Annotated in this window: 18 protein-coding genes; 9 read left to right on the forward strand and 9 right to left on the reverse strand. The window is 47.7% G+C overall.

Annotated features, from left to right (window positions below; all coding sequences use genetic code 11):
* The first annotated feature begins 4 nt into the window (after nt 1-4).
* Complete coding sequence (locus ACFO3I_RS03270; RefSeq protein ID WP_377331714.1) at nt 5-2,503, forward strand: hypothetical protein; 2,499 nt, start codon at nt 5-7, stop codon at nt 2,501-2,503.
* Entirely contained in the window at nt 2,500-6,111 is a 3,612-nt protein-coding gene (locus tag ACFO3I_RS03275; RefSeq protein ID WP_377331716.1) for a hypothetical protein, read from the forward strand. Before ACFO3I_RS03270 ends, ACFO3I_RS03275 begins: the two co-directional genes overlap by 4 nt.
* 351 nt (nt 6,112-6,462) lie before the next feature.
* Here the strand turns inward: ACFO3I_RS03275 and ACFO3I_RS03280 are convergent, their stop codons facing one another.
* From ACFO3I_RS03280 to ACFO3I_RS03320, 9 genes are all read right to left on the reverse strand, one after another.
* Entirely contained in the window at nt 6,463-7,497 is a 1,035-nt protein-coding gene (locus ACFO3I_RS03280; RefSeq protein WP_377331718.1) for a DUF6685 family protein, read from the reverse strand.
* 151 nt (nt 7,498-7,648) lie between these two features.
* Complete coding sequence (locus ACFO3I_RS03285; RefSeq protein ID WP_377331720.1) at nt 7,649-9,418, reverse strand: S8 family serine peptidase; 1,770 nt, start codon at nt 9,416-9,418, stop codon at nt 7,649-7,651.
* An 8-nt stretch (nt 9,419-9,426) separates the two neighbouring features.
* Complete coding sequence (locus tag ACFO3I_RS03290; RefSeq protein ID WP_377331721.1) at nt 9,427-10,917, reverse strand: hypothetical protein; 1,491 nt, start codon at nt 10,915-10,917, stop codon at nt 9,427-9,429.
* Between the two features lie 132 nt (nt 10,918-11,049).
* Nucleotides 11,050-11,673, reverse strand: coding sequence for a hypothetical protein (locus tag ACFO3I_RS03295; protein WP_377331723.1), 624 nt, complete (start codon nt 11,671-11,673; stop codon nt 11,050-11,052).
* A 522-nt stretch (nt 11,674-12,195) separates the two neighbouring features.
* The gene (locus tag ACFO3I_RS03300) at nt 12,196-12,570 is read right to left on the reverse strand and encodes a hypothetical protein (protein WP_377331725.1); all 375 of its coding nucleotides are present in this window, start codon (nt 12,568-12,570) and stop codon (nt 12,196-12,198) included.
* 15 nt (nt 12,571-12,585) lie between these two features.
* Entirely contained in the window at nt 12,586-13,110 is a 525-nt protein-coding gene (locus ACFO3I_RS03305) for a hypothetical protein (RefSeq protein WP_377331726.1), read from the reverse strand.
* Complete coding sequence (locus ACFO3I_RS03310; RefSeq protein WP_377331728.1) at nt 13,107-13,409, reverse strand: hypothetical protein; 303 nt, start codon at nt 13,407-13,409, stop codon at nt 13,107-13,109. The genes ACFO3I_RS03305 and ACFO3I_RS03310 overlap by 4 nt, the downstream gene beginning before the upstream one ends.
* The gene (locus ACFO3I_RS03315; protein WP_377331730.1) at nt 13,409-14,581 is read right to left on the reverse strand and encodes an Arm DNA-binding domain-containing protein; all 1,173 of its coding nucleotides are present in this window, start codon (nt 14,579-14,581) and stop codon (nt 13,409-13,411) included. The genes ACFO3I_RS03310 and ACFO3I_RS03315 overlap by 1 nt, the downstream gene beginning before the upstream one ends.
* Nucleotides 14,574-14,804, reverse strand: a complete 231-nt coding sequence (locus ACFO3I_RS03320; RefSeq protein WP_377331732.1) for a hypothetical protein — start codon at nt 14,802-14,804, stop codon at nt 14,574-14,576. Before ACFO3I_RS03320 ends, ACFO3I_RS03315 begins: the two co-directional genes overlap by 8 nt.
* 152 nt (nt 14,805-14,956) lie before the next feature.
* Between ACFO3I_RS03320 and ACFO3I_RS03325 the strand changes: the two genes are divergently transcribed.
* From ACFO3I_RS03325 to ACFO3I_RS03355, 7 genes are all read left to right on the forward strand, one after another.
* Nucleotides 14,957-15,184, forward strand: coding sequence for a helix-turn-helix domain-containing protein (locus ACFO3I_RS03325; protein WP_377331734.1), 228 nt, complete (start codon nt 14,957-14,959; stop codon nt 15,182-15,184).
* A 529-nt stretch (nt 15,185-15,713) separates the two neighbouring features.
* Nucleotides 15,714-15,986 (forward strand): hypothetical protein, encoded by a 273-nt coding sequence (locus tag ACFO3I_RS03330; protein ID WP_377331736.1) that lies wholly within the window; start codon nt 15,714-15,716, stop codon nt 15,984-15,986.
* A 2-nt stretch (nt 15,987-15,988) separates the two neighbouring features.
* A complete protein-coding gene (locus ACFO3I_RS03335) occupies nt 15,989-17,851 on the forward strand; it encodes a DNA phosphorothioation-associated putative methyltransferase (protein WP_377331738.1) in 1,863 nt (620 codons plus the stop codon).
* 141 nt (nt 17,852-17,992) lie between these two features.
* Nucleotides 17,993-19,078 carry a DNA sulfur modification protein DndB gene (gene dndB / locus ACFO3I_RS03340; RefSeq protein WP_377331740.1) on the forward strand — a complete coding sequence of 362 codons (1,086 nt, stop codon included), beginning with the start codon at nt 17,993-17,995 and terminating at the stop codon, nt 19,076-19,078.
* Entirely contained in the window at nt 19,075-20,712 is a 1,638-nt protein-coding gene (locus ACFO3I_RS03345; RefSeq protein ID WP_377331741.1) for a DNA phosphorothioation system sulfurtransferase DndC, read from the forward strand. Before dndB ends, ACFO3I_RS03345 begins: the two co-directional genes overlap by 4 nt.
* Nucleotides 20,709-22,700: a DNA sulfur modification protein DndD gene (gene dndD, locus ACFO3I_RS03350; protein ID WP_377331743.1), complete on the forward strand. Its 1,992-nt coding sequence runs from the start codon at nt 20,709-20,711 to the stop codon at nt 22,698-22,700. The genes ACFO3I_RS03345 and dndD overlap by 4 nt, the downstream gene beginning before the upstream one ends.
* Nucleotides 22,700-23,047 carry a DndE family protein gene (locus tag ACFO3I_RS03355; protein ID WP_377331745.1) on the forward strand — a complete coding sequence of 116 codons (348 nt, stop codon included), beginning with the start codon at nt 22,700-22,702 and terminating at the stop codon, nt 23,045-23,047. Before dndD ends, ACFO3I_RS03355 begins: the two co-directional genes overlap by 1 nt.
* The last annotated feature ends 1 nt before the right edge of the window (nt 23,048 follow it).

Genomic DNA, 23,048 nt, shown 5'->3' on the forward strand with positions numbered 1-23,048 from the left:
ACCGTTGGCCATCACTGAATTTGACCAATTTTTTACACGACTCAGTGCTTCAGATGAGCAGAGAATCGCCTATACAAACCTGCTGCGAACCCTGCACACGCCGCCAACCTTGAAATATATAGAGGCCGTTTTAAAGAATTTCCGACTGACTTTTAGTGATGGTTGGCTGGAAGATATTGGTCGGAGTGATGAATTTGTTTCTTTAGTTCATCATTCGCAAGCTGAGGCCAATTCACTACTCAGCAACCTCGAGCAGTTATCCCAATACAAACAGTTCAAACGTCACCAAACGAAAACCAAACTGAGCCAACTTTTTCACGGCGACCTTGAAAAGAATCCGTATTACCCGCTGCACTACCTGCTAAATCGTGACAACGCCGATTTCTATCGGTGGCTACGGCAAGTGCTGTTTATTTTGCCATTTTTGGTCAAAGATAAAGTCCGAGATGAAGAAAGGCTCAAAACCTACGAGCCTGTGACGCTTGGTCTTTTTTTTCGCCAACTCACGGAAGATGTTGTCGCCATCGCTTGGCTGAAACAGAAAAACTGCGGCCAATGTAAAAACCTCAGAGCCTTTGTTGGCTGGCTGTATGAATACCGCGCCTATTATCGGAAATACTACCGGCTGAGCAACTCAGACTTAGCGAAAAATGGCGCGAAAGAAAGCAAGGATCCTATACAGAACGCTATTGCAATCTACCATCAAATCTCAACCTGTATCAGAATTTTAGAGATCCCGCTTGGGCATGAAAAAAAGCGAAGAGCCAGTGGCCGCCGCTCTGTTAAACGCTTTGACCGTGACAGTGTTATTTCCCATGGCGTGACGGCGCTTGAGAACAACATCCTGGTGCAGGTTGAAACCTTACCTGGCGAGCAGGATAACCTGTTGTTTTCCATCTTACAGGGACAGCTAGACGATGAACATGTAGACGCTGGGGAAGAGATATTCGAACAGCAGCAGGCTGAGGTTTATCTCTTTGCAGAGCATGAACCACTCGAATCATATATCGCCGCTTTTCATGGCAGGCGTCTATCTAAATCAGTGATGCGCAGACTCGAAAGACAGCACCAGTACCTTTACACAGACCACCACGCTTTAACGAATAGCCAAATTTTTCAATTACTCAACTGGTGCCAGTACCCACCACAGACTGAAGATGCCGCTGAAGCCGCCCTAGTCGCCATCACCTCATTCTTTACTGGGTATGTGTCTGACAGACTAATACAGACCACTGTAAATCTTTCCACACCGCAGTTTCCGAAATTAGATTTGGCAAGGTCAGTCATGGCACTGCCACAATACCAAGTGCCTTATGCAGAATCGATGAGCGAAGTTGCCACAAACAAGATTGAAGGCTTACAGCTGCCTATGCCGGCGTTATTGGCAGATGCATTCACACAATACACGGATGGCTCACATTATTTATGGGCTGAACATGGACAGCCTTTAAGGCATTCCCAGTTCAGTCATTCCACTGATACGCTTAAAAATTATATTTACGATACTACAGGCCTTGTAATCAGCGTACAGCAAATTGCCAACACCCTGTTTTTGCGTGCCTGCGCGATGTTTGGTTCGGCGTGCGCAACCTTGATGTTCAATAGACCTGCGCCCGGCAGTCAGGCTAGGCTTTACTATACCTCCCTGCCAGCACAACTCCTGCAAACGCGTTATCAGAAACTGGTGGAAACTGTACTGCATGATGCAGGTTTTGGTGCCGAGAAGGCATTTCATAAGGCAGTACTACCACAGCTTATTGAGCTTGGCTGCAGACAAGCTCCAAGCCTGGATGACTACAACAACTTGCTGAATGGCTTGAGTAAAAAATTGCAGGGCCTGCGGAAAAACCGACTCAGTAGCGACTGGGTCCAATTTCACAATCACTACACCGCCTACTGCATCGTCGCACAGGGATTACTGACCGGGCTGCGCCCCACCCATCAAGGGTTTATCCCATTGCGGGATATTTTACTCGCAGCTCAAGTTGCGGTGGTTCGTGACAAAGACAGTGACGACGAATACCACACCAGGACGATCCCGCTGCATCCTTTAGCCATCAGGATTGCAGAGGCTTATCACACACATGTACAGGCCATGCTCGGGCGATTACACCGGATTGGCCTGTTGAAACAGTGGCAGGCGGCACAAGGTCCGGAGCCGTTCTTTTTTACCAACGCCGGCGCAATCGCAAATGGCTCCATAGTTAAGACCTACCCGCTCTCTATCATGGCGTTTAAGCCAAGCTTATTGCGAAAGGAAGTGGCGGCCTATTTCTCTGGCCCACCCAATGGTAATCGTAAATTGTTGCGGTCCTGGTTTGAAAAAAAATCCGTTCCAACATTTTGTATTGACGCATTACTGGGGCACGGCAATCTCGGCGAAACTATCTGGCATCAGCACAACACACTTTCATTTGAAGATGTACGACTCACCTTAATGCCTCATTTGGATGACCTCGTGAAGCTGCTGGAGATAAAAGCATTGAAAGGATTGCACACATGAAATTAGCTGAGTTGCCTGAGGAGCTGCAAAAAATCCTTTTGTCCGTCACGGGTAAAAAAGCAGATGACGCGATGGATGGTTTTCTAAAGCTGGAACAACATCACTACAGTCGTATATTTTGGCAATTGTATGACCGAAACGTCCGTGACGATATGGGGCATCAAGTCTCAGCCAAAGCTGCGAACGAACTGATACATCAGCTTAATAGCTATATCCTTGCCCATCGCGAAAAATTGGATAAGAAGCTGAGCGTTAAAAACCCGATCCTCATCAAGCGCCCGAAACCACCTCTTCGCCAGCAATACAGCCAGTACTTAACTCACATCGATACGCTTGATCTGCAGTTCTTGAAAAACCCTGATTTTGGCTTCAACTCACGAAGCATGCTCCCAGGTTCAGTCCAAAACGCTAAATTTTATCTGGGTCAACTGCTCTACAGCGCACTACGTTTTGGTGGCCTTGTGAACTTGAGCTTACTCCAAAGCCTGCTGCTCTCACTGAAAACTGCAGTCCCCAAACAAAGCAAACAGGTAGTCTGGCTGGAGCTTAACGCAACAGGTGAGAGCACGAGTCCTTGGATCCCAGATCCTGTCAGCGGCGCCCTGCTTCCACGTTTCTATCAGCTGCGAAGCGACAATTGCTGGTACACGGAGCCGACGTTAAAGCAATTGACGATGCTGACTTGCCTGCGATTTTTCCTTCGCCAAAGCGGGAGCACAGTGCTCGCGAAGCTCTCCCCCGAGCTGCTTGCCAGAGCGATTGTCGCCCGTTTATCACTTACCCATACGGCCTGCCACCTGCCTGTTCTGCAAGGCGAAGAACCTAATTTGCCATTAACATCTGTAGCTTTCGAGCGGTTACTGGGCCACTACGTCGCTCTGCCCACTACGAAGGAAGAAGATTCAACCAGGGCGATTTCCGCTGAGCCCACTGAGCTGATGAGCACTCCTCAGTTTTCAAGTAGTAAGTTCACTTTATCAGCAACAACTATTTATCAAGCAACCACCGACTGCGTGGCTGTCATCAGAACTGTAAGGAAACTGCTCGGCTCATTTAACAAACCAGAGTATGCCGGTAAAGCTAACCTTTTGGGTCAAAGGCCCAGTTCGTTGCCTGAATTGAGCCGACAGGTCAAGGCGCATGCCACGTCATCAACGCATGTGCTGTTGCCCATCACCCGATTGCTCATCGAATGGGCGGCACTTCGACTAACCTCCCAAAATAAATGGTCGGGCAAACTAAAACCCAGCACGCTGATTACTTACCTAAGTAGCATTTTTTTGCCACTGGGACGCACGTTTCATGCACAGAACCCGCTGACATTCGACACCGCAACCTTAGATGAGCATTATCTGGAAATCATTGATGAAGCTCCGACGCTGCGTGCTCAATTAAAAAAAGCCAAAATCCTGCGCGATTTTCATCTGTTTCTGGAGCAGGTTTATCACGTTGAGCCCAGCTATGTCTGCTCAAGCTTTGTGATGCAAACCAGCAGGCGCCCTGCACTGATGGTCGATGCCAACATCTTGCTGCCTTCAGAATATCAACGCGCTTGTGAGTTGCTGCAAAAACGGCGCATGTTTTCCAAAACCCCGTATATCGAACACATCCAGTTGTTACTGCTTGTGCTTGGCTTTCGCTGTGGTTTGCGCCGAAGCGAAGCTCTTTTTCTCCATATGGCTGATATACAAACACCAGGCAAACTGCCAGAAGAAATATCAGAGCTCACGGAGCTATTCGTACGACCACATGCAGAGCGCCAGCTCAAAAGCCAGTCTGCCACCCGCTACCTGCCACTTGGCAGGCTGCTCTCGGCAACTGAACGCACATGGTTTAACGAATTCCTGAAAATACGTCAGCAACTGGGGTCAACTGATTACCTGTTCAGCGATTTAACAGCCAACAGACCACTTGACCGTGATACTGCGTTTTTGCCAGTTGTCGCAGCCTTGCAGCAAGTGACTCAGGATGCGGGTTTTCGCTACCACCGCCTACGGCACAGCTTCGTAACCTGGACATTCTGGTACTGGCAGCGTCATAAATATCCAAACCAACACCCCCTGGCATCTTATCTTCGGCATGATGTGATGGAGCATTTAGAAGATGCGCGAGCCCACTACTTTCATCAAGCCAGCACAGCCTGTGTTCGTGGTGAACTGCACGCGATTAGCACGATGGCAGGTCACGCAAGTCCATCGATGACATTGCTGCACTATTTACACTCCATGCATTGGTGCCATAACGCCGAAGTGTGGCGTGATTACGCGTTACATCTGGATACCACCGCAACTTTGCTCAAACTGCCAAGACGAACCTTTTTCCATCGCATGGAAAAGTTGGGCCTGCAGGGTGTACTCGGTGAAGCACTCGCTCCTTGGGCCAGCCAGTTCCCAGCACCTCAAAGCTCAGATGTGGCAGAGCACAACCGTTTACACCCGACTTCCGAAGCCAACGGCTATCCCAACGCAATTGCGGATTTTTACCAAGCTCTGTGTCTTTTCAATCGGCAAGATGTTAAAGCGCTGATAGATAATGACAGCGAGGATATATCCGCCGTTTCATCAGACGAGTCTGCTAACGGCGAGTTTAGCTTACACACCCTTTGCTACTACGCCCGACGTTGGGCCAAAGACCGGCATTTGGATGAGGATACATTCGAAAACGCGACGAAGTTACTTCAAGCTCGTAAGCAAAAGGAAAATCGGGCTGCACGCAAAACGACTGATAAGCAAACAGGCGCCATACGCCACTCGAACATGGCCAGCTACGCCCTACTAGACTGGCCGAAGAAACAGTATGCAGCCAAAACGACACACCTCTTGCTTGAAGCTTTTCACCGGCTGTCGCACGAGCAACTGCAGGATGTTCTGAGAGTTGGCCATTTTATCGTGGAACGCCCGGTCAGTTGGAACAATTGCCAGTTCAGGCAACCGGGTGAGCTTTCGATTTTTGTGGGTCGTTTAACCCCACTACTGCTGCAACTGCCCAAGCGTTATTACTTGAATATTGATGTGCTGTTTAATGAAGCATTTGGAGAAAACTTTCGTACCGAGCTAGCTGCAAAATGGCAACTCCACAGTCAGTTGGGCGAACAAGTCAAACTGAAGCTACAGCCTTACAAAGACATCAGTAATATCCCATATGCCGCTTTGACACTGCGTACTGGTCCTGGACGCAATCTAAACCACAGCATTGGTGATTACGGCTTTTATGTGGCCATGACGGCGCTGTATTTCTACTATGGCGGACGTCAACAGGTTGTAGAAACCCAACCTGCAGTGATATCAGTTAACCAGCAACAAGCTCGACCCATTGAAGCGATCGAACATCTGTCCAAACTGCCACTACCAGTGGAACTGACACAAACATCTATTGAAGTGAGTTTGCCAGATGATGCCCCGGCTACTGACAAATTTTCAGAGGGCAACGGTGACATTCCAAAAAGCTCTTACGCGAAGCTACTTCATAACGACCAAATCAATCCGAAACCTATTGATGTGTCATTTGACGACTTATCGAATTCCACAGTGAAGAAAAAACGAAAAGCAAAAAATAAAAACTGGTGGGAACAAGGACCGGGTATCAAACCAACTGACGACAGTGAGTGAACAGCCTTTTTAAGATACGGCACTTTGGTTTGCACATAGCTCACAATGACGAAACGCAACTTCAACAACGAAAGTGGCGTTTGACGACAGCACCTGAGAGATGGCGTAAAAGGCTCAAATCGGCACCGGGACTAGAGAACACCACACCCAACGAATCCATATTCCGCTAACTAGTAATCAAGCACCGTTTATTCAATCAGCCTTCCACTGCAAAATTTCCAGTTAGTAGCCGCCAAACCATTTGGCTTCGTTCAGCACAAAATGACTAGTGATTTTTTCGATGCCTAAGCCGACTTGCAACATAGCACATTATGAACGTATCTCCTTCCTTGGCGCAGTTGTTAAACTGCGTCACTTGATACATTCGACAGCCACTGTAGATATACTCTTAGCTAATTTGTCATTTGTCCTAAATGGATCTCCCAGGTGACATCTATGAATTTCATGTATGTATGGGGTCGTACAGTATTCCAAAGTAGAATTCACTAAATCAAGTAATGGAATAACAGTTTTTCTAACCACTTGCTTTTTATACCATTGTTGAAAAAGATCATTACCTATTTTTAGGTCTTTGTATGGAATAAAACACATGACGGCATCGTTTACGCTGCGGTGTATTGCAAGAGTGTAAACATTGGAAGATATGTATTCACTGACTGCTTGGTCTATTGTCACATCTGAATCAGAAAGCTTAGGAGCATGCAATTTCTCGGCAGTGACGAACATGCAATAATTTTTTAAAAGGTTGGCGATATCGACAGAACTCAAAGAGTATTTTGTTACAACAGCATGCCGCTTATAGCTTCGTTTCTGATTTTTTATCTGGTGAAGAACCATAGCTGTATGGTGAGATCCGCCTGACTGTATCCCAACATATCTATTTATCCATTCCAGATATTTGACGGTAATAGGCCTGTTTTTCGAAAAACCCTCTCGATTCTCTATATACCAAATGTTGTGCTCCCAATCGGTGTCATCTAAGCCTGACAGGTTATCCGATGGGTACATAGCTTGGCCCCAAGATGCAGCATCAGCGAACCAACTACCATTAATACACGCAGAATAAAGTGATGGACCAAAGCTTTTTGATGCCGAAAGACTCTTTATGTTCGAGAAATCAAAGTCGTGTACTTCGTATTTTTCAGTGATAACTAGTGTTTTTAATGTTTCTGCTATGTCATTCGGTAAGTAAGGTGGGTATGAACGATGAAGCTCGTGCTGCCAGTCAAAGAGCAATCCTGCGTCGGCACTGGGTTTGTAAAATTTAGGGGGCGTTAGCTGCAACGTATTTAAGTTATCTGATTGTAAATATGGAGTTCTGTTATAAAGCCAACGAATAATTTTATGCCGCAGTTTATTGCTGTTACTTTTTGATTCTATCGTCATAGATAGCTTTCCTGTATTTATTATGTCGTTTCAGCGTTTTTAGTATACTTATAGTGGCACACTGAATTTGTGCCACTATAACCAAAGCCAAGAACCTACAAATGGAACTGTCACAGCCTCTACAGTGAAAGGCCGTGACAACAGAGCATATTCAATTGCAGAGTGTCGACTGATTAGCACCAGAGGCATTGTCGATGTGCACAGGCAAGATCTCTTCACTGCAGCGTCCATCACGGCAGAGCTGAGCACCATATTTACGACCAGTCACTTGAACATTGCTCAACATAAAGGTGTTGTGCGTAAATTCTCCCTCCAGGGTTGGGGTGGCACTGTAAAAGTCCTCACCATCTGCAACAGAGTACATTTTGAATGTATCCCCGGCTTTGGCGTAGTTGTTGAACAGCGTCACCTGGTACATTTGGCAAATCAGAGCCGAGCGACCAAAATGGTCCAATAGCCAGGTTCTGTCACACTCGGTCCGGCCATTCAGCGCATGGGTCATGAAGTTCAGCTTCCCCTCTTGGGCCGCTTTTGCCACTTCATACACCCCCATGGCATTAAACAAACCTGCCCCACACACGCCGGGTGTATCACACCGTGGGTCTTCCACCTGGTTGGCCGTCAAACGAGCCGCAACGTTGAGCGTCGCTGTATCGGCACCCGTCTCACGTTTCACCGCTGCAAGCACACCGGATACGACTGGCGTGGAGAAGGATGTCCCTGCCCCCCAGCATGTATCCGTCCGGTCCTCGCAAGGCATTGGCATCATCTCACCCTGAGCCATCACGCTGACTTCCGCACCGGTATTGGAGAAAGCGGACACTTGGCCATTTTCGCTCACAGAACCGACCACCACCACACCACGGCAATTGGCTGGCGAGTATTCTTTGGTATCGCCATACTTGTTTGCAGCAGCAACGACCACAGTAAAACCTGCAGCACGGACGGCATCAATCCCAATTTGCATGTACTCTGGACAGGTCTCCGTTTTGCCACTCAGGCTCATATTAATGATGCCATTTGGCCTTCCCTGGTAAGGCGTAACATTTTCCGAACCGGTGAACGGTTTCCCTACCGCCCATAGCATTCCATTCGACACATCGGAGAGGAAGCCGGTGCCACACGTCAAGACCCTGAGCGCGTGACGATTGACGTTATTGGTGATACCCGCAGCCACCAAACCGTTGTTGATGGTGGCGCTAGAGACAGCGGTCACCTGCAAGCCATGTGCATCACAGACATCATCCACTTCCGGCCGGATACTGTAGTCGTCGTTTGGTACCTGAGCAGGTCCATCTTTGATTAACGCCGTTGTGGAGAATGAACGGCCTGATTGGTACACCACATCGGCACTCGTTTCAAACTCTGAATCCAATATCAGCAGGTCGATTGGCTCGTTCGGGGTCAGCACCGATGGCAGACCAATCGCCGCCCACATATCGAGAATAGCGCTCCCCGTAACCGACTGGCTGCGGTTGGCAAAATAGCGCCCATCTTGATAGAGCGGAAAACCCGGGTCATTGACCACAGCCGCCGCAGACTCCACGGGCACCTCCTGAACAAAGACCGGGGTGACACTGACTTCAACATCAACCTCAACCAAGCCAAAACGCCCATCTTGATTCAATACCGTGGCGATATCATGGGCGCTGTAGCCCTGTGCGGGAAGCTCCTGTACATAAAAAGCAGGTGCAACAGTCTGGGACTGGGCAAGCGTGTTTTGCACCGTACCGACACACCAGGTTGCATCCCCACGCGGTGCGCGGACACAGCCGTTATCAGGTGCGGCCTTTTGAGACTGTGATGTGACCTGAGCGGCCTTTGAACTGAACACCAACCGCACGGTGTCTTGGGGCTGCGCTAAAGTTGGGAGACTCACCACACTCCAAAATGCCGCCATAATCGTTAAATGTTTCATCATGATACGTCCTATTCTGGGCTGCATTGCTGGGTTTCAGGGAATACAATCGACGTTAAAAATGCGTAATTGCTGCCAAATTGCCATTGGTCGTTTTGGTACTGACCAAATGCGCTATTGCCAATAAAACGGGAGAGCTTGTTGCTGGTGGCGTCATAGGTCACCGCATCCAATGTCAGGGCGGGCACCAGACCATTGGTGACGGCAACTGCCTCGGCAATGACCGGGTTCACCACAGCCGCATGAGAGCGCAACAGAGTCAGCAGGCTTGTGGTTGCCTCTTTGACCGAGTTTTCTTTAAGGACTCCACTGCTATAGCGGGAAGCATCCTCTGTATGCGCCGCCAGCCATTCGGTCAGCACAGCCTGCTGCCCCTGAGCTGCAAGCGTGTTGTCAAACTGAGTCAGCAACGTGCTTTCTGGTTGCGCATAACTAGGGTTACTCAGCACCGCCAGCATGGCCAATCGCCGGACCAGCTCGCGTTCGGTGCCAAGCTCACTAAATGCGGGGGCAGCAGCCATCATCCGGGTGAGCGCCTGAATGGCTTCTGCCCCAGACGGGTTCACCAGAGAAATGGCGTACGTTTTGTTGAGCGTCTGGCCAGCTGCATCGGTAAAGGCCAGCGTCAGTTTGAACGGCTGGTCGTGGTACTGCAGCTCGCCAGCATTCACGGTGACCATACCACCAGTAGCGCTGAGCTCAGATATGGTGGTAATGGTGTCTTCCTTGGATTGCGGGGTCGCCACCACCTGCACGGCACCGCTTGCGCCATCAAACTGCAACTGAATCGTCAGTGACTCACCTTCTTTGAGTACAGTGCCCTGCTCCGGGAGACTGGCCACCACCCGATGAAAGCCAGGGGAGTTTTTGAGGGTCACCGCAAGCGTCGCATTACTGGTCCGTCCGTCGCCATCGGTGATGGAAACCGTCACCGTACCTTCAGAATCCGCGAACAGGTCGCCGAGCTGTAGCTGTAGTTTTCCTCCGGTGGTGCCAAGGGTGGAGGTAACCGCAAAGGCATCCGGACCGGTGCGGGTCACAGACGCAGTTACGCCTCCTTGCGCCCCCGAAATTGTCACCGGAACTTCCAGTGTGGTGTTTTCCAGCACATTAGCAGTGCCCGCCACAGTCAGCTTTAAATCCGGTTTGGTCACCACCGGCGGAGTTGTTGGTGTAGAACTCTCACCCCCACCGCCGCCACAGGCAGAGAGCCCCAAGGCCAGTGCCACAGCAGCCACCAACCGGCCGCCGAATCGTGAACCTGGTTTGGTGTCAGCACGTCTTCGCCACCACGCCAGACCCAACAGGCCTGCGAACCTGACCGGCATCGAGCAGCCACTTCGACCAAAGGCGCCATAAACCCCAACCTTCCCCGCCCCGTCATCCAGATACTGAATTGACGCCAGCATGTGGTGCTGTGCCGAAGGGGATGTGGCATATGCATTACAGCCAAGCACTGCCGCCCCCGACGCGATGCTCCGTGTGATAAAACCGTCCTTCATTGCCTGTACTCCAACTGTAGTCATCAGAAAAAACGTTGAAACGAGCCCCTACGACCAATCCGCACAAGGGGTGCGGGGCTGCATCTGCAGCCACCAACACCACACTTCCTGCCAAATCGGTCTCTCAGGGGATTAATTTTGTAATCGGGGATGGGACTCGCCCTCTGGAGCGCTCAAGGCTGAGTGACGCTCCACAGTCGAGGTAAACGAGTTTGAACGTTTGGCGGTTTGCACCGCCTGCTTGGTCAGACTCGATAACGTCAAACCAATGAAAAAACCATGAATATTACGGACGAAAATAGCAGCAAAAAGACCCAACGCCCAAGCAAAAAAGCCGGCCGCAAAACCTTTGGCGAACACCACCAGGCCACCTGCAATGAACGCTAGCAATACAAAGATGTAGAACGGCAACCCTCGCCCTGCAAAAGCCCTGGCAATACCGCTGTTATTGAAAATAACGTACCGGTCGGTGTCGAGGTTGAGGTAACCCACGTACCCCACCAAACCATCTTCACTTTCACCTTGCAGCAAAATCAGGCGGTGGCCTTCACGGGCTTGAACCTCCCGGTTGTTCAGCGTGATTTTGCTCTCAGTCCCGTCGAGCTTTTTCAGCCAAAACTCCTGAACTGTATTCGTCTGCGAATGCACCCGAACCGGATCATTCCGAGTGCCCCGCCCCGTGGAATAAACGCTCGTGCTGGAATGTTTGCTGCTCTCCAGCATCACGCCTTCCACTAAATTTACTGATAGATCCATCCTTCACCTCACTGCTAACAGCAATACCAGCGAGTAGTAGCGGTGCTTTGAGTGCTCTCCAAGCTTTCTCTACAACTCCAACCCGAACATCAATCAAGCACCAGCCGCAAAGTGCCACTTTGGCACTCTAAATGAGACCGAGCTTAATGCGATAATATTATCGAATTTCGATAATATTGATCAAAAGAATATGTTTTTCAACTATGAAAAGCATATTCAATGAACGCTACCGTCAACTGGTTGGCTGGATGATCGCAGAGCGAAAGTTCAAAAAGGTGACTCAACTGGACCTAGCCGAGCGCTTGGGTTACCCCAATTCGACTTATATTTCCAAAATTGAGCAGTTTGAGCGCAGGATGGATATCTTGGAATTCGTCAACATTTGCGAGCAAATTGGAATTAATCCGCATGAAGGCTTGTCAATCCTGACGAAAGAATCTTACGGTAAATAGCCTTCACCGGCTAAAAAGCCCTGCCCACATTGATACATGGGCAGGGCTGATTTGTGGCTAACAAAACATGTTACACCCCTGAATGGTCCGAACACCCTGATGCACTAATAAAAGAAACGGCAAAACAGGCCACATCTACACTGCAAAAAATCAGTTTTTGCCCTGGCATGATCGCCAGATAGTGCCCAAACAGTGCAATCAGATCTAACGGAGCTTGCTCTGAAGGCTCCGCAACATCGGCTCCCATTAGCCAGTGGTAGTTTCCATGCTCATGCAGATAGAGACTCCATCCAGTAGAGTAATTACCGTAGATCATGGTCTTGCAGAGGATCTTTGGCTGTTCATTATCTAACCCTTGCCATTCAGCAAGGCGGCTTGGATCAAGCAAGACAATTTCATTGTTGCCTTTACCGAAGTAAGCAGGAACTGGAATTAAGCTTTGCATCATATTCTCCGATATTTAGGAATCTAACTGCATGGTGAAGGCAAAGCCTTCAGTCAGCATTTCACAAAACTCAATCACCGGGTGATTCCCGTGGTTAAGTCCCAATGGCTGCCACTTGCGCTGCAGATAGCTGCAAATCTGATAAAGTTGTGGAGTTTCCAAAAACAGCTGACTCTCTTGCCAAAAACCAGGGTCTGCACAATGCAGCAAGATGCCTTCAATACCTCGAAATGCATATTGATAGCCGCTGACATCACAAATCACGCGTTTGCTGTCGCCGTAGTCCGTCGACAGGCTGTGCCCCAATAACAGCAGCGAGGGGATGCAACCGCGGTGGGCCAGTTTTTGGCAAAAAGCCTGTTGGGCCAATGTGTCGAGTGGCAGAAAGCCACGTTGCCCAAACGCAGTATAGGGGTAGTGAAAACGCTGATGACACCGCTCAAGCTGAAACACACGATCTGCATCGTACATTTGTGCAGTAGTCAGGAAATGTCCTAACCACACCTGAAATACACCGAATTCACTGTTGAAGTCGCTCATTGCAGCTCTCCCATTGGAATATCATGGTCCAGCAACCAATTCACAAAACTTCGTTGCAATTCGGTGAAATCCAGTTCTTTACAGCAACTCACGCAACATACTTCTTGACGCACCCAGTCGAGCACTAACTCGGTATTGTCCTGTGCTACGTTTGGCGTGATAATGCATGCAAGCTGGCGACCATGCGGTTCGATGAAGAGTGCTGTCATCAGGTAACTGGCCATTTGCCGGACCTGACGAGTTAGGCCTTTTTCTAGCACATAGCGTTTAAATGCCGGAGTTTGTTCAATCTGGATCATTATTGTGCCCCTCCATTAAAACGACTGATTAACCGGTCGGCCGCAGACCCATCCTGACGGGTCAGATTTGGCACGTAACGGCTGTACACACGAAACAGCATTTCGGTAGTGGTGTGTCCCATTTGCCGAGCAATCCATTCGGGGTTTTCACCCGCGGCCAGCCATAAAGTCGCCGTGGTATGTCGCGTTTGATAAGGCGTTCGGGCACGAAGCCCTGCAGCTGCCAGGGCTGGATACCAGACACGCTGCGCGAGGTTGCGGTGGCTGTATGGTGTGTCATTACGGGTAGCAAAAACATACTTGTTACTGCCGGTTTGCTCCAACTGACGTCGCATCGCCTGATAGACAGGTTCCGTCATATTGATCTCACGCTGACTACCATCGTTTTTTGTGTACTCCATACGGTTTTTCACCCAGGTTTCACGCACCAAAATACGACGATTGTCCCAGTCGATATAACGCCACTGCAGACCATCAATTTCGGCGGTACGCATACCGGAGAAAAACCGCACTATGTAGTAATCGCGAAATTTGGCTTCGACATGGCGCAGAAACTGCTCAACTTCCTCCAGTGTCATTGGGTCGACATCCGACTTCGGGGTTTTCAGTGGTTTTAAACGCTCGGGCGCAGTAAACTGATAGCGATCGGCGGCTTCATTGAGGATCATAAAAAGTACTTTTATGTTCCGGTTGATATAGCCGGCAGACAACCCTTGTCCATCTTCGCGACGTACTTTGCCGAGTGAGGCGCGAAATTGGATGATGTCCGCTTTAGTGATGCTGCTGATCAACTTGCTACCGAAGTAAGGTTTCAGCCGGTTGTTAACCACCACCTGCATGGTTTCTTGGTACGAAACCCGCCAGCTGACCGCCATTTCATCCAACCAGATGTCCGCAAACTCAGCAAACTTTGGCTCTTTGCCAGCCGCATTCACGGCCAAACGTTGCTGCGCCATTTTTTCAAACTTGCTGACGAGCTTGCTGTTCGGAAAGTAATTGCTGTAAACGAAGGTGCCCAGCAAGATCTCCGCTTCAATCTTCTCCATCAGCTTCGTCAGCGTTTTGCGGTTTACCGGCGTATCCGGCAGCGCCGTTTGCTCGCGGCAACGAATGCCTTGGTATCTGAAATCCAGCTGCAATGTGCCGGAATCACGCTTTCTTACACTACCCATGTGCCATACCTCCATTTGCCATTGGGATGAATGTCCTCGATTGAGGTTTATTGATGTCCTTCTGAATGGCTTCCCAGATATACAAAATCTTGCGGCCACCAAATGGACGGATGTAGTGGACACCTTCAAACAACACCCGGTCTTTCAACGACTCGCGAATTGTTCTGGCGTCGTACTTGATGAGTTCAGCCAACTCTTCAGTGGTTAAGTAGGTTTTAAGCATCGTAAACACCTCCTGATAAACAAATGTAGCGCATACTCATCATTATGCGGATATAAATATCACTGTCAAGCAACTTTTGTAGCTTTTACACATCAATTAATGATCAAACGCGTTTTTTGTGTAGAATAAGGGGGTTGATTGAGGGGCAAAGCATGATCAGATTCAGGCTCAAAGAGCTGATTGCAGACAAAGAATTTAACGAGAACAGACGGATCACTTTTGACGAGCTGTCAAAAAGCACAGGGATCCACAGAACCACACTGTCAAAAATCGCGAACCAAAAAGGCTACAATACAACTACAGACGTGTTGGATAAGCTTTGCGTGTATTTTGGGGTCGAACTGGATAAAGTGGCATCGCATACCGCTGACGAATCGTGAACTGTTTACAGGGCCACAGTTCCAAAAACAAAGGTGGTTCTTCAGGTTTTTTTTAGACGGAGTGAAGCGTATGGAGGCTAACGAAAGGGGAGATAAAAGTGACAATGACGGCACTTGGCTCACCAGCACAGAGGCAAAAAAGACACTAAAAGTTTCGGGTTGCCATCTAATGCACATGCGTTTAGCTGGAAAGTTGCAGTATCGTAAAGACGGTAACCGCTTTTTATACTTCATACATAAGAAGCATGAGACTTAACGTGCTGCAAAGCTACGAAGAGTTGTACCGACAGCTATTAGACTGGCACAAAGCCAAGCATCAATTTGCTGGCGACAACAAGCCAATACCGGCTTCAGATTTTTTTTAGCTCAACTCACGAATCAGATACTACTCCCAGTATCAGCACATTTTGGCAATATACACATCACCTACGGTTTTACTGGCTCAGAGCTCAGTCGGTATATACAACGCTTGTCACGAGCGGGTACAGCTCCAAGTTTAGATCAGCATGCCTGTGTAGAGGTAAACTCCATGGGACACGAAATTTGCAATCGACCAGGTGCAGCCTGCGATTTTGTTGTTAACGGTTATGAAGAAGACATGCAGCGCATCGCGCAGTTTATTTGTCAGCAACTAAGCTTCGACAAGCTTTACTTTTATGGTCGAGATAGACCAATTCACATTAGCATATCCAACAACCCCTTGAGGCATTTACAAGTAATGCATCAAAGTGAAAAAGGCAGGTGTTATCCTGGTAAAAGAGCTTATGGCTATAACGTGTTAGACCTAGTTAAAAAGCTTTAACCATGAATGCATCTCTGTTTAATCAGTTAGTAATGCAAGTCCATGCTGGAAAAAAACTACCAGATGCAATTTACATCCATAAGGATGCTTTTAACGCTTTGCCACCAGTGTTGGCGAAATTTGTCAGTGTTGTTTCTACAGCACTTAAAGTGCCGGAATCTGACTGGAATATCGTTAAGCTGTTTAAAACTAACTTTCGTTTGTCACTGCTAAATTACCCCGACTTTTACACCGATGCCTACCCGGCACTACAGCAAAGCGTTACGGTAGATTTAGCCAAGCTGCAACATAGAGTTACTCACTATGGTGAGCACGACAATCCGCCCATACTACATCGTAAAGAACACTTTATTTTGCCGGACCACCCGGAATATGAAAGCTTTTGCATGATCACTCTGGAAGGTGAAACGGCAGGTTTATATGACAACCCAAGAATGATTGGCTTTAAAGCCAGCTGGCAGCGGTTGATTGCCAAACATGGCTACGAGCTGGTTGATGGCCGCTTGTTTCGCAGCTCTGCATTGCTCGGTGCTGAAGATGAGCAAAATATTGATCGGTACAAAACCGCTCTTGTGCGACATGAACTATCTGCACCAATGAAAACTCTGGTGAAACATGGCTTTTTGCAGGGAGATTATTCAATTTTTGATTATGGCTGCGGCCGAGGCGATGATTTACGTGAACTGGAAGCGCATGGCTTAGACGCGTTAGGGTGGGACCCAAACTTTCGGCCAGACGCCGAAAAAGTCCGTTCTGACATCGTAAATATTGGATTTGTCATCAATGTTATTGAAGATAAAGACGAGCGTTTAGATGCTCTACTCGGTAGCTGGGAGTTAACCCAAAAACTGCTGGTTGTGTCGACTATGCTGGCCAACGAGAGTTATATTGCACAGTTTCAATCTTATAAAGACGGCGTTATTACCTCTCGCAACACCTTTCAAAAATATTACAGCCAAAGCGAGTTAAAAGAGTTTATCGAAACCGCGGTCGATGAAAATGCCATCGCTATCGGCCCCGGCATTTTTTATGTGTTTCGTTGCAAAAACCTTGAGCAGCTATTTCAACAAAGCCGGCAAAAGCGGCATTACGAATGGCGACATTTAACTGCACCCGAGCCAGTTTCTGAGAGCCAGGCACGCTTTTTGTTTACTCAATACCACCCCTTATTCGAGGCGTTTTGGAAATGCAGCCTCGAGCTTGGCCGATTGCCAGCTGAGGATGAATTTACCCAGTACAAGCAACTAACCGAAGTAGCAGGCTCACCAAAAAAAGCACTGCGTTTAGTAAGTAAATGGTTCAACTGGGAAGAGCTAGAGCAAGCCGCCACTATGCGCAAGGAAGACATGCTAGTGTATTTTGCCTTAGCACAGTTTCAAAAGTACAAAAGCTATACTCAGCAGCCGGAAAGCTTAAAGCGTGATATCAAGGCATTCTTCGGTAACTTCAATGTAGCGTTAACGCAATCCAAGGAGCTGCTATTTAGTATTGCAGATCAGCAAGCTATTACAGACTCCTGCCTAAAGCTTCAGCTACAAATTCCCAGCAAACTAGAGCTGGAAGACGAAACCCCTCACAGCCTGACATTTCATAAAACCTATCTGACCAAGTTAACCCCGTTACTGCGGGTTTATACCGGCGCTGCACTGCAATTGTATGGCGAGCTGGATGATATTGATCTGATTAAAATCCACTTAAAATCGGGCAAGCTTACCCTTCTGGGTTATGACGACTTTACCAAAGCCATCCCTTTATTGGCTGAAAGAGTGAAAATAAAAATGGCGGAGCAAAGGGTCGACTTTTTCGATTACGTAGACACCGCGCACCGTCCAGCACTGCCCGATAAACAGCTATTTATCAGCTAACCACTAACAAAAGCACAATATATAACCGCCCAACAATCATGCTTTTATCTTTCAGATCCAATTTCAAGATTATTTTTCACTGGAAGATTACGTAACATACGTAATAATTTTACGTAACTGATAGCAAGCTAGGTAGGACAAATGACAGACACTGATAGCGGGTTTAGCTACAACTTCCCTGCAGTAAGAGGCCAGCAAGCGCAAAAACCGTTCTATATCACCACCTGCCCGCTCCGGCTAATACCGAAAATATTTATATATGACGAAGAGGAGCTGCCAGTTGAGCTGCGGGCACAGCGCACGCTTAACAAAAGCCGCATTCCGGAAATGGCTAGATATTTAGTCGATGGGCCAACAGACTATGTGTTTTCAGCGATTACTGCTTCTGTTAGTCAAACTGTTACCTTTACTGAGCACGTAAAAGGCAGCAATTTAGGCACACTAACCATACCGATGGAAGCTCAGATATTGATCAATGACGGCCAGCACCGCCGCGCGGCTATTGAAGAAGCGTTAAAAGAGCGGCCCGAGTTAAGTCAGGACAATATCGCTGTGTTGTTTTTTGTCGATGAAGGTTTAGCACGCAGCCAACAGCTCTTTGCCGATCTGAATAAATACGCCGTGCGCCCCAGCCCATCATTGGCAACCATGTATGACCACCGAGATCAAGCATCAGAGCTGGCAAGATATCTGGCGTTTAACTGTAAGCCTTTTCGAGGTTACACAGAATTTGAAGGTTCCTCTATACCTGTCAAAAGTAGTAAACTGTTCACCCTTAGCAGTATCAAGCAAGCCTCACGAATCTTAACCGGCAAAAGTGCCAAAGAAGGCTTTTCAGAAGCAGAAAAAAATGCAGTAGCTGAATTCTGGACCGAACTATTCGACTACATTCCTGAATGGCAACAACTGCAAAACAAGCAACTCTCTGCCACTGAGTTAAGGCGGGACAGCATTATTGCCCATGGTATTGGTTTGCAGTCATTAGCCATGGTTGGCAAAGAGCTACTCTGTTACCCTAGCGCTGAAAAAAGCTCAAAGTTGGCAGCTATTGGTCAGCTTGATTGGTCTAAGAGCAACCCCACTTGGGCTAACAGAGCAATGCAACATGGCAGGTTGTCTAAGGCGTTAACGAATATTTTCTTAACCAGTCTGCAAATCAAACGCGAAATTAATATGAATATCTCTGAGCAAGAACTTGCCAGAGAAAAAGAATACTTAGGTAAATGAAACTACTGAATCAGCACGACTTACAGGATTACATCGACTTTATTGAAAACGAGCAATTTACCGGCCGTTTTCTCAGTGAGTTTGTTGCCGATACTCAGCGCGTCTACCGTGCTGATGATAGACCTTGGGTAATTGGTTACAGCGGTGGTAAAGACTCCTCTGCGGTAATGACCTTAGTGTATTTCGCCTTGTTAGGATTAAAGCCCGAGCAGCGACATAAACCAGTATTTGTTGTAGCGTCTGACACCTTAGTGGAAACGCCAATGGTAGTTGACCATGTAAATAATTCACTAAAGGCTATCGAGCAAGGTTCTAAGCGTCATGAGTTACCCATCACTTGTCATAAAGTAATGCCGGAATCGAATAATACCTTTTGGGCTAATTTACTGGGTAAGGGCTACCCTGCGCCGACGCGCAGTTTCCGCTGGTGTACCGAGCGGATGAAGATAGACCCGGTCAGTAAGTTCATTAAAGATAAAGTCAGTAATTACAATGAAGTCATTGTCGTACTGGGCTCGCGATCACAAGAAAGCGCCTCGCGTGCCCAGGTAATTAAAAAGCATAAAATCAACGGCTCAGATTTAGCAGTACATACCACTTTAGCCAATGCGTTCATCTACACCCCTATTGATACCTGGCATACTGATGATGTCTGGAAAATACTGCGCTTATGTCATTTAGATTCGCAATCAACCAGCTATGCAGGCAAAGAAATTGTCAAAAATAAGTGGATAGACAAATACGACCTGGAATGGGAAACACCTTGGGGAAGCCGTAATCTTATTTTATGGAACCTGTATAAAGATTCTTCTGGTCAGGGCGAATGCCCACTGGTAATTGACGAAACCACGCCATCTTGTGGTAATTCACGTTTTGGCTGCTGGACCTGCACAGTAGTTACTAAAGACCGCGCCATGGAAAGCCTGATCCAAAACGGCGAAGAGTGGATGCAGCCATTGTTAAAGTACCGCAATATTTTATCGCGCAGCACTTCACCTAAGCTGAAGAAAAAATACCGCAACCATATCCGTCGTGACGGCCGGCTGGCGTTTAAAACTCTGCGAGAAGATAAAGAGCGGGTATTAACCGACGATTACACCACCGGCCCGTACAAACTGAAGTACCGGCAATTGGCGATGCGCTTACTGCTGCGTATTCAAAAGCAATTTAACGATGCCAAGCGTAATGTCGAGTTAATTACCGTACCTGAATTACATGCGGTGCGCCATGAATGGCTTAATGACCCGAATGAGCCTGATTGGGATGACTCGCTGCCAAAAATAGTCTTTGCCGAGCTGGGCATGACGTTGGATTGGAGCGTTGATGATACCAACCAGTTTGGCCAGGCCGAAGGCGAGCTGCTAAACCAAATTGCGCCTAAGCATGGCATATCGCCACAGATGCTGAAAAAATTAATCGACTTAGAAACTAACATGAGTGGACTGGTGCGCCGTAGCGGCATTTTCAGCAAAATTGGTAGCCTGATCCAGCAAGACTGGGAAAGCGCTGAAGATATCATCGCCAGCAATTTAAAAATGCGCCAAAACCAAATACGGCAAAGTAATGAAGTAAAACAGCTGGAGCAAGAGCTTAAGCAGATTAATGCGCTACTTGAAGCGGAGGGCATTAAATGATTTTTAAGCAATTGATACTGGAGAATTTCCGCGTATTTCACGGCACAGAACATATTGATCTGACACCACGTAAAGCTGGCGTATACCACCAGCCGGTAGTACTGTTTGGTGGCTTAAACGGGGCCGGTAAAACTTCAATCTTAACCGCTATTCGCTTAGCCTTATTGGGCAAACGTGCAGTTAGCGATGTAATCAGCAAGAAAGACTACCAAGCGTACTTAGCCGAGCAGATCAACAAAACGGCTATTGGCTGTGATGCAGCCAGTAGCGCTAAAATCACGCTGGCATTTACCTATACTCATCATGGCGTGCATAAACAATATGAGATTACCCGCAGTTGGCAAAGCCATTCTGACGAGCACCTTACACTTTCAGTAAATGGTGAGCCAGATAGCACGCTAACTACTGAGCAAGTACAAGCCTTTTTGCATGAAGTGGTGCCACCAGGCATTGGTGATCTGTTTTTCTTTGATGGCGAAAAAATAGCCGAACTGGCAGAAGACGATACCGGCCGCTACCTAAAAGAGGCTGTACAGCGCTTACTGGGTATCGATATTCTGAATCGACTAAGTAACGATCTGGATATCTACCTTAAAGATAAAGGCAGCAAAACCGCCGACAAAGACACCTTAAATAAAATTAAGGTCGCTGAATCTGAAAAACATGAAGCAAAGAAATTAAGTCATAAATTTCGTAGCGAAGCTGACGCACTCTCAACAGATATAATCGATTTAAAGAAAGAGATAAAAAGACAAGAACTGCTGATTCAGGAAAACGACGGTGTCTGGGCCAAAGATAAAGATGCCGCACACGCCAGGTTAAATGACCTGTTAGCAAAAAAACAAGATTTACAGGCCGAGCTAAAAAGCGAAGTAAATGGCAACTACCCGCTTGCATTGGCACCAACGGCTATGCAAGCGTTACTGAGCCAACTGCAGGCTGATCAGAAGATTAAGCAAGCCAAGGCTTTTAGCAACGAGTTAACCAGCCATCTTGACGGTTTACGTCAACGCTTGCAGTCAACCCTGGATAAACAAGGTGAAGCTGCATACAACGAAATGCAGCGTTATTTCGGCCAGATTATTAATGACATGGCCCTGCAAACGCCAAAGTTGGATATCACTGATGCTGATTTTGCCCTGCTGGAAGCACAAATTGCCGATGGCGGCATCGCTAAAGCCAACGTTGATAAGTTAAATAAGAAACTAACCGATGTTCAGGCGGAGCTGGATCAGCTATCTGTGCGGATTGAGCGCGCCCCTGATGCCGATACCCTACGCGAGCTATATCAAAGCTTGCGCCAGTTGGAAAAAGAACGTGACACGGTTAGCCGCGAATATATCGGCTTAATGCTAAAGGCTAAAGCCCATAAACAAACCGAGCTTGACTGCGCCAAGCGATTAGAGAAACTTTACGCCGGTTTAAAAAACAACCACTCGGCAGATAAAGCTACATTGCGAGTAGAGCAAAGCCAAAGCGCGCTGGCAGAGTTTAAAGAAGAACTGATTAAACTCAGAGTCACCCAGTTAGAGCAGCTATTTATTGATGCTTATCGCAAACTGGCCAGAAAGGAAGACTTAAAGTTCTCTGCCAAAATTGACGTGAAAACCTTTGATGTAAATCTGGTAGATAGTGCCGGTGTTACCATTAATCGTAAATCACTGTCTGCCGGTGAAAAGCAGATTTTTGCCTTTGCCATTTTAGAAGCGCTGGGTAAATTATCCGGCCGGGTACTACCGGTAGTGGTAGATACCCCGCTTGGCCGGTTGGATTCTATCCACCGCGGCAAGTTGGTGCGTAACTACTTCCCGGAAGCCAGCGAGCAGGTTATTTTGCTGTCTACCGACACTGAGGTTGATGAAGATTTCTACCAAGCCTTAGCACCTAACATCTCCCACGCCTTTGAGATTGAGTTTAACCAGCAAACTCGTAGCTCAACAGTAAAAGAAGGCTACTTCTGGCAAGACAAAATTCAGGAGGCAGTGTAATGCTACCGAATACCATGTGGCTAAATAAAGCCGTGGAAGATGAGCTAAAGCGGCAGAAGGAAATAACCGGCATTACACCCAACGTAGCAGCACGTATTGCATTCTTTAAATCGATTGAAGCTGGCTTTGTCTATGACAAAAGCCAGCAAGTGCAGTTAAACGGTACCTTAAAGCTTGATAAAGTCACCTGGCTGGGCATGACCCAGCTGGCGACTGAGCTGCTACTTAAGCAACGCTATCCAGATTTTACTGATAAAGAGTTATGGACAGCCTGGGCAGCTCATATTGCCATAGCGGTAACATCTGAAGGTAGCATCAGTCCTAGTTCTACAAAGATCAAGGTATAAC

It is taken from the genome of Rheinheimera marina, from assembly GCF_042654345.1.
Classification (GTDB): Bacteria; Pseudomonadota; Gammaproteobacteria; order Enterobacterales; family Alteromonadaceae; genus Pararheinheimera; species Pararheinheimera marina.